Annotated in this window: 7 protein-coding genes; 1 reads left to right on the top strand and 6 read right to left on the bottom strand. The window is 38.9% G+C overall.

Features of this window, described 5'->3' with window-relative positions; genetic code table 11:
• Positions 1–142 precede the first annotated feature (142 nt).
• The 6 genes from ACFE93_RS33215 to ACFE93_RS33190 form a co-directional block, all read right to left on the bottom strand.
• Positions 143–1141 carry a ribose ABC transporter permease gene (locus ACFE93_RS33215; protein ID WP_375480150.1) on the bottom strand — a complete coding sequence of 333 codons (999 nt, stop codon included), beginning with the start codon at positions 1139–1141 and terminating at the stop codon, positions 143–145.
• On the bottom strand, positions 1138–2694 hold the full coding sequence (locus tag ACFE93_RS33210; protein WP_375480148.1) for a sugar ABC transporter ATP-binding protein: 1557 nt from the start codon (positions 2692–2694) through the stop codon (positions 1138–1140). Before ACFE93_RS33210 ends, ACFE93_RS33215 begins: the two co-directional genes overlap by 4 nt.
• A gap of 439 nt (positions 2695–3133) precedes the next feature.
• A complete protein-coding gene (locus tag ACFE93_RS33205) occupies positions 3134–4186 on the bottom strand; it encodes an ABC transporter substrate-binding protein (protein ID WP_375480152.1) in 1053 nt (350 codons plus the stop codon).
• A gap of 905 nt (positions 4187–5091) precedes the next feature.
• Positions 5092–5988, bottom strand: coding sequence for an inositol oxygenase family protein (locus ACFE93_RS33200; RefSeq protein WP_375480146.1), 897 nt, complete (start codon positions 5986–5988; stop codon positions 5092–5094).
• A 329-nt stretch (positions 5989–6317) separates the two neighbouring features.
• Positions 6318–6641 (bottom strand): DUF1815 family protein, encoded by a 324-nt coding sequence (locus ACFE93_RS33195; protein WP_375480144.1) that lies wholly within the window; start codon positions 6639–6641, stop codon positions 6318–6320.
• Positions 6642–6778: 137 nt separating this feature from the next.
• Positions 6779–7264, bottom strand: coding sequence for a gluconokinase (locus ACFE93_RS33190; RefSeq protein WP_375480142.1), 486 nt, complete (start codon positions 7262–7264; stop codon positions 6779–6781).
• Between the two features lie 192 nt (positions 7265–7456).
• On the opposite strand from ACFE93_RS33190, the gene ACFE93_RS33185 reads away from it, so the two are divergent.
• Positions 7457–8488 carry a LacI family DNA-binding transcriptional regulator gene (locus tag ACFE93_RS33185; protein ID WP_375480140.1) on the top strand — a complete coding sequence of 344 codons (1032 nt, stop codon included), beginning with the start codon at positions 7457–7459 and terminating at the stop codon, positions 8486–8488.
• The last annotated feature ends 122 nt before the right edge of the window (positions 8489–8610 follow it).

The raw sequence follows: 8610 nt of genomic DNA, 5'->3' as shown, positions 1-8610 counted from the left end.
CAAAGACTCATTCACGAGTATCAAAGACTCATTAATGGAGTTCAAAGACTCATTCCCTATTCCCTATTCTCAATGCCCCATGCCCCATGCCCCATGCCCTATTCTCAATGCCCAATGCCCAATTCCCAAAGAAATTAATTCTTTACCGTCTAGAACGTCTGCGTAACCGATCAATCGTTACTGCCAAAATAATTACTAGTCCTTTGACGACTAGTTGCCAGAAGTAAGATAGGTTCAACAGAGTTAAACCGTTGTTGAGAATAGCAATGATTAATGCACCTAGAAGTGTGCCGCCTATGGTACCAATACCGCCTGTGAAGCTGGTTCCACCTAGAATAACAGCTGCGATCGCATCTAATTCGTAACCTTGACCGACGATGCCACTAGCACTATAAAGACGGCTGGCACTCATGATTCCTGCTAAACCTGCCAGTAATCCACTAATACCATAGACAAATAGCAAGACACGATTAACTTTAATCCCAGTTAATCTGGCTGCCCGCTCGTTACCACCGACGGCATATATCTGCACTCCTAAAACAGTTTGCCGCAGCACAAACCAGCTAACTATCACAGTCAGTAGCGCAATTATTACTAGCCAAGGAAAGGGGCCAATATATGTATTACCTACCCAAGCAAAATTTATGTCCCGGTTAATCAGCGTTGTCCCCTTGGCAACTAAAAAGGCAACACCTCGCAAGGCTGTAAGTGAACCCAAGGTGACAATAAAAGGTGGTACATCCAAAAAGGTGATGAGAGCGCCGTTGAGTAAGCCTAAAAGTAATCCTGCTAGCAACGCAGCAGGCACAGCCGCCCAACTTAAAGCCGGCAGTAGCGATACCAGCAGCGCAACTACGGCAGAAACAGCTAAGATTGACCCAACGGAAAGGTCAATACCGCCGGTGAGAATTACAAAGGTCATTCCTGTCGCCAGCACAATATTGATTGATGCCTGACGCAAGATATTAACGATGTTACCGCCTGTGAGGAAGTTGGGAGAAAGGAATGCAAATAAGATGCAGATAATTACTAAGATTGGCAGAATACCCGCAACTTCCAACAGGGTGCTGATTGATCTCCGGTTGCGGGATACGGGATTGTTGGCTGATTTATTGATAGGCGGTCTGACTGTCTGACTCATGATGCTAATACCTCCGATGCTCCAGTTGCATAGTGCATAATCTTTTCTTGGGTGATTTCTTTGCCAAGACTGCCATCCAGTTCGCCTACCAGCTGTCCTTCTCGCATCACTAAGACGCGATCGCTCATGCCGACAATCTCCGATAGTTCGCTGGAAACCATTAAAATAGCAACACCTTGTGCTACTAATTCGCTCATAATTCGGTAAATTTCGCTTTTAGCACCGATATCTACGCCACGTGTCGGCTCATCTAACATCAGTACTTTGGGCTTAATGGCTAACCAACGTGCTAGCAGTAGTTTCTGCTGATTACCACCAGAAAGATCCAATGCTCTAATTTCCAAATTGGCTAGGCGGATATTAAAGTTTTCCACCGCCTCTGTTGACAGCCGATTCACTGAAGGCCAGTTAACAATTCCACCCTTTGCATCTTGCTTGAGTGTGTTGATGGCAATATTCTTGCGGGAACTCATCTCCAGAAATAAACCTTGGTCTTTGCGGTCTTCTGGAACATAGCCAATTCCGGCAGCGATGGCATCACTGGGGGTATTAATTTCCAGTTTTTTGCCATTCAAAAATACTTCACCACTGGCCTTACGGTCAGCACCAAAAATCAGCCGGGATAGTTCTGTGCGTCCTGCACCAACCAGCCCCGCTAAACCGAGAATTTCTCCAGCATGAAGTTCAAAACTAGCTGGCTCAATCTTCTTACGCGCGTCGCTCATATTTCTGACTGACAGCACCACTGGGCCAGGATTCATTTGCCGTTGATGTTCGTAAAAGTCTTGCATGGAGCGACCGACCATCATCTGCACCAATCGCTGGGGAGAAATTTCACTGCGTGTCAAACTACCAATATATTGACCATCGCGCAACACGCTAATCCGGTCAGCTAGGGCATAGATTTCTTCCATGCGATGGCTGATGTAAATAATCGCAATGCCATCACGGCGTAGTTTGCGAATTACCTCAAATAAATGCTCGCTCTCACGGTCAGATAGGGCGGCTGTTGGTTCATCCATTACCAAAACGCGGCTTTTATCCTTCAGCGCCCTAGCAATTTCTACTTGCTGCTGTTCGGCGATGGACAAAGTACCAACTATAGTCTGCGCGGTAAAATTGGCTCCAAGGCTCTCCAGCACTTCTTCTGCTTCTAGTTGCATCGCTTTGCGGTCTAAAAACTGACCTCGCCGCAACTCGCTACCCATAAACATATTTTCGGTAACGGTTAAATTCGGTGCAACATTCAGTTCTTGATAAATAAGATTAATACCCGCCTTGCGTGCTGTCGCCGGATCGGTAATTTTCAAGGGTTGACCATTGATGCGAATTTCTCCTTCATCGGCAATGTAAGCCCCAGCCAGGATTTTCATCAATGTGCTTTTGCCTGCTCCGTTTTCACCCATGAGGGCGTGAACTTCTCCCGGATAAATCGTGAGATTAACATTTTGCAGCGCAGATACACCATGAAATCGTTTTGTAATCCCTTGCATTTCTAACACTGGGGTGCTAGTTGGTGTATCAGAAAGTGAGGTTTCAATATTTGTTGTCATGAGCAAAACCTGTAAAAACTATTTAAAATTTGCGATTGTGAATTAGAAACTAATAAACTCATATTTGATTGATTGCAAAATCATGTTTTAAAAGCTGACTAATGATTTGAAAATAGGGAATGGGGAAGAGATATTTTCATACTTGGTTGTTAACATTACTTAATAGAGTTTGTTAAGAAAATTTGAGTGTTATAAATAGACACTCAGACTTTTCCATGATGCACATATATAGCAGTTATTAAGTGAGTGCAGCAGAGTTTTAACCTTTTTTTTCAACCGATCTTTTTATTAAATAAAAGACCGGAATATAAATGAGGTTTGGTATTAATTTAAGTGAAAACTGCCAGACATTTTAGGTATGTGCAAAAACTTTACAAATGTACCAAAGGGTTTATATCAAAAGACATAATTTTCAACTGTGAATTCACAATTTTTTTAGTTACCAACCTTTTTCTGTGCTGACATTATCTTTTGTGATCAACTTAACTGGAATCAAAATGGTGGAACTGCTAGGTTTTTTGCCATTTAAAATGTCGTTGCCAACTTGAACTGCTTTTTCGGCCATCCCTCGCGGATTTTGAGTAGCAGTTGCTGCATATAAACCATCTTTAGCTGCGATCGCAGTGATTGCTTCTGGCGCACCATCAACCCCGACAATAAAGAAATCTTTACGTTGGGCTTGGTTAGCTGCTAGTTCTGCACCTACTCCACTTGGATCGTTGATGGCAAAAACCGCATCAATCTTTGGAAAGGTTGTCAGCAAATCAGTCATAACTCTGAGTCCTCCATCCCGACTACCGTCTGCATTCTGGTTTTTAGAGAGGATTTTGATATCAGGATATTTAGACAAGACACTTTCGCAGCCACTAACTCGCTGAATCACCGAGTCCACTGGCGGGCCATTAACTATTACTACATTGCCTTTGCCTTTCAGGCGTTCAGCAATATATTTGCAACTAACTTCTCCAGCTTGGATATTATTAGTAGTGATGGTGGCATCCACACCTCCCTCAGCACCTGTGTCTACGGCAATGACAATTCTACCTGCAAGTTTGGCTGTTTCAACTATTGGCTTAATTCCACTTTTATCAGCAGCATTCAAAACAATGATATCAGTATTTGCAGCAGTAAAATTTTCAATTTGATTGGCTTGTTGGTTAAGGTCATAAGCACTGGAAGCTATAGTAACATTCACATTTTTTCCGCCAATTTTCTTCGCTTCTGCCTCAACTGCTTGTCCCATAACGACGAAGAAAGGGTTACTTAAATCGCCAACGGTAAAGGCAACCGATCGCAACTTTCTATTCTCAGTGGCGGTTTGAATTTCTGCACTAGTATTGGTGGCAGGTTTAATATCAGTGTTATTAGCAGTGTTGCGATCGGGAGAACCATTTGTACAGCCGACAAGGTTACTACTGATGATACCTAGTATGCTAGCTACGATTACACGAAGCGCCACATTAGAGGTAAACACAATCTTTTTCACATTCATATCTTTCCTAAAAGTCATTCTTATTTACACCAAATTTAGAAACGATGTATTGTAAGCTAATGCGCCTATATATTGCACAAACTCCGTATAGACCGTCATTAGTCATTTGTGTTTTTAAGGACAAAGGACAAATGACAAAGGACAATTACAAATTACCAACCTTTGTAGCTGCTAAGGTTCTTTGGAATTTAAACTCCAAAGGTCTTGTGATTTGACATAATTGGAGTGATTGCTATTAGTTTCACTAAACTAAATGGTTTATTGTTAAAGCAAAATCATGAATATTATACTACTTCAAATAATTACATTATTTTTTGGTGGAATTATTTCGTAGTGCGTAGCCTGAAAACAGATTTTAAGTGAAACTTCCAAAAATTAGTTAGTTTTATTAAACTTGTAAACTTTTATTTGTTTTGACTTTTTTCATTTTATCCCGCTTCCGTGCAAAAATTAATTTTGTTTATTGAACTTTACAACTAAAAAAATTAAATCTCTTAATAAAATCCAAAGTCTTCATTTCGAGGCATCTGCATAAATTGGTCTATTCAATATTAGAGTCAATGTTAAAAACTTTAACATTTATCAATCAACCGCTTTCAGAAAAGACACTATTATAGTAAAGAATTATTTAATTATAAAAGCTAGATTTTAATAAATGTAAACATCCTTTAGTTAGATTTTTTAAACTAATTCAAATCTGCTTGTTAAGTATATTTATTTGTTATTGATCCTCCATCACTTGAAAGCAATACAAGAGTAAACAAAATAATATTTTTAAGCATGATTAAGGATAAAGAACATTTGCATAACTGTTTTATTTTTTTATATATAATATTTTTTATTACTATATACTTTCAGAAATAGAATATTCTGAATTCTAACTTTTGAATTATTCTTCAAGCAGTTTAAAACTTTAATGTTGCAGGTAAATATTTAGCCACCAAATCTTCATAGTATGGTTTTAATTTCTGCCAATCAGGAGGAATAGGATTTTTTGAATACAAATCATAGGGATTGAATAAATTTACCCATTTAAACATTTCTTTATCGTGTTTATCCATCAAATGTTCATACGCATTGTCACGATGTTGAGGATAAAACGAGTGATAGCGAAGCATATATAATGCAGGTTCGGGCAAATAGTTTTTCATCATCTGATAAAAATACTCATCATGCCCCCATGATATATGTACATTATTCAATCCACATTTCGGCTCATAAATGCCATATTTAGTGTTGTAATCGAGGTTATTATAATCAGGATTTTCTTTAAAGAATTCTGAGAAAACAATTTTATCAGAAAATGCACAACCGACAGGATAAGTATCGCCTACGGTAGCCCATTGAGGTTCACCAAATAGACAAAGCACTTTCCCCATATCGTGAAAGAAGCCAGTAAGTACCATCCAGTCAGGATGACCATCGGCGCGAATAGCTTCTGATGTTTGCAATAGATGTTGTAACTGATCCATGTCTGTATCAGGATCGGAATCATCAACCAATTGATTCAAAAATTCGACCGCATCCCAAACAGACATTTCTTTTTTATCAAACTTTAAAAATTCTTTTTCTTTTTGAAGTACAAAATTATATGTTTGATTAATATGGTTTAACCGATAAAACTCTTTCACCGTATCTCTAATAGTCGTTTTGTAATTCCTATATTCTTCGCTAGTTTTACCTTCTTTAACTATGCTATCTGGATCGGGATAGCGATTAAGTAAGTCTTCTTCCCATTCTTCTAGTGAATGTAAGGGATTGTTTTGAACCTGAAGAATGGCATTATTTAGAGTTTGAGACATATCTTTCTACTTGTCGATATTGTATTTGTTAAATGGTACTTTTGCACTCTATTATGCACAGGTGTGTAAAACCTGTCTTGGACTTATTATTTATTTTTGCACACGTGTGCAAAAACGAGTGTTAAGTTTCATTTCGTCTTTGCATACCTATACACGCTTTACTTCACCAAGTGTTTTATCCGATCTGTTTGGTGCAGAATAAAAATGGTGCTTTTGTTTTTTGCACATCTGCGCATGAATTTACTAAATATAAGCTAATATTTTGTTTTATACACCTGTGCAAAAGTTATACTTCTTAATATTTTATGTCTGATTCAATCGGCCTAGTATCAATTTGTCAACTGTACAGTCGCGGAATACTTAACAAGATTAGCCAACTCTTGTAACTGGTTTATCGCTTCTGCACCTTCCAACTTCATTAATTCGCGATCGTCCCACAATTCCATCCAAGTAATCCCGTAATCAGATACTAAAAACCGAATCAGGTGCTTTTCTTTCAGGCTAACCATAAATGAAGCACTCTTCATTTGCTCGCCGCATGTATAACAAGATGCAGTATAGCCACGCCGCTCAAGTATAATTGTCAAGGCTTGCAGGTTCATTACCAAGTCTTGGATGAATTGCTGATGCTGTTGCGCTAATCTTATAAACACTAGTTTTCTGCTACCATTACAGTTATCTGCTTGCTTTGATATTTCTTTAGACTTACATCTGATGTGATTTAGTTGCCAAAAGTTCGTGTTTTTATAGATACGTGATTAATTTTAATATTACGGTTGTCACCAGTCAGCTAAATTTCTAAAGCCGTTCTAATATTTTGGACAATTATCTCCGGTGGCTGTGCAACATCCATACATAGAGTATCTACTGGTTCTTGAAGTGTATAAAACTGGCTGTCGAGCATTTTTTCACTCATGTAATGATTGCTACGTCCTTCTAACCGCATTTTAATCAACTCATAAGATCCTTTGAGGTAAACTAGCTTGATGCGTTCGCTATCCAATACCAAAAATTGCCGATAGCTATCTTTTAAAGCCGAACACGCCAACACCACATTTTTATTGTCTTGCAGCCAATGCTTTATGGCTGTTTGCAAATCTTGTAACCAAGGCATCCTGTCATCTTCACTCAGAGGGATACCACGCCGCATTTTCTCAACATTCTCTGGTGAGTGGAAAGTATCAGCGTCGCTAAATTCCCATTCTAAGGAGTCTGCTAGCAGTTTTCCGATCGTGGTTTTCCCAGAACCAGAGACGCCCATTAAGAGGATAATCATTTTTTTTTAATAAAAGTTCAACTAATTCGGAATTTGCAATTGGTAACTTGTAATTGTAATCATGGATAGAGGTAAAAGTGAGGACCTTTAACTCTTTTCCATGCAAAATGTGAGTTGTATTAAAATTTCTTGACAAATAACGATTATTTTCTATAATAAATACAAATGCACACGTGTGCAACATTTAAAATAATGAATAAACGAAGAATTTCAATTGAAGATATTGCTCGCAGAGCAGGCGTTTCTCATTCTACAGTTTCACGCGCTTTGCGAGATAACGCTCTCATTAGCCCAAAAGTGCGGGAAGAAATTAAGCGACTGGCGCAAGAGATGAGCTATGTGCCGAATGCTATTGCTCAAAGCTTGCAAAATAAACGTACTAATACCATTGGTGTAGTAGTAACTTCAATTTCCGATCCTTTTTTTGCAGAGGTGGTAGAGGGAATCGAGAAGATAGCCAAACCAGCAGGTTTGAGTGTTTTATTGAGTGCTTCACACCGAGATTTTGAGCAGGAAATGGCAGCTATTGATACCTTTCATCGCCGGAGAGTGGACGGAATCTTAATAGCCGATTCGCGAATTAGTAAACAGCATACTAAACAACTCACGCAAATTGCCGTACCAACAGTTCTGATTAATAGCCAGACTGAAGATCAATCCGAAATATTTCACTCAGTAGCAATAGACGATCGCTTAGGTGCTAAATTAGCGACAGAGCATCTAATTAGTCTGGGACACACTGCTATTGGTTATCTAGGTGTAAGCGATCGCAGCAGGTCGAACCAGCAGCGCTTAGAAGGATATCAAATGGCCCTTGCTGAAGCTGGTATACCACCAAATACTGATTGGGTTTCAATTAGTGACGAATATGATACCAGAACCAGCGATGTTAGCACTGGGCAAAATATGCTATCTAAACTCTTGACTGCGGAAGTTACAGGCATCTTTTGTTACAACGACATGGTAGCAATTGGCGCTTTGTTAGCTTGCCAAGAATTAGGTATTTTAGTACCGCGAAATCTAAGCCTTGTCGGATTTGATGGTATTGCTCTGGGTTGTTACGTGACGCCCCCACTAACTACAGTTAGCCAGCCAATGTTAGAAATTGGTGGCATAGCCATGCAAATGTTACTCGATTTATTAGAAGAAAAAACTGTGGAAAACCGCGTTTTATCTCCTTTTCTAGTACAGCGTGGTAGTAGTGCTGCACTATTAACAATTTAAAATTCAAAACAATTTATATCAAGAATTTTAATCAAATAAAAATTATGTTAACTAAAAAACCGAGTTTATCCCGGATTTCTCACAAGCAGTAAAAAATCAATTTACATAACTTGATGTGAGAC

This window comes from uncultured Nostoc sp. (assembly GCF_964247315.1).
Classification (GTDB): domain Bacteria; phylum Cyanobacteriota; class Cyanobacteriia; order Cyanobacteriales; family Nostocaceae; genus Nostoc.
The sequence above is the reverse complement of the archived record's forward strand: the minus strand, read 5'-3'. Positions and strand labels throughout refer to the sequence as shown.

Coding starts and splice junctions, on each gene's coding strand:
- ACFE93_RS33215 (WP_375480150.1), bottom strand. CDS start 1,141: ATGAGTCAGACAGTCAGACCGCCTATCAATAAATCAGCCAACAATCCC.
- ACFE93_RS33210 (WP_375480148.1), bottom strand. CDS start 2,694: ATGACAACAAATATTGAAACCTCACTTTCTGATACACCAACTAGCACC.
- ACFE93_RS33205 (WP_375480152.1), bottom strand. CDS start 4,186: ATGAATGTGAAAAAGATTGTGTTTACCTCTAATGTGGCGCTTCGTGTA.
- ACFE93_RS33200 (WP_375480146.1), bottom strand. CDS start 5,988: ATGTCTCAAACTCTAAATAATGCCATTCTTCAGGTTCAAAACAATCCC.
- ACFE93_RS33190 (WP_375480142.1), bottom strand. CDS start 7,264: ATGATTATCCTCTTAATGGGCGTCTCTGGTTCTGGGAAAACCACGATC.
- ACFE93_RS33185 (WP_375480140.1), top strand. CDS start 7,457: ATGAATAAACGAAGAATTTCAATTGAAGATATTGCTCGCAGAGCAGGC.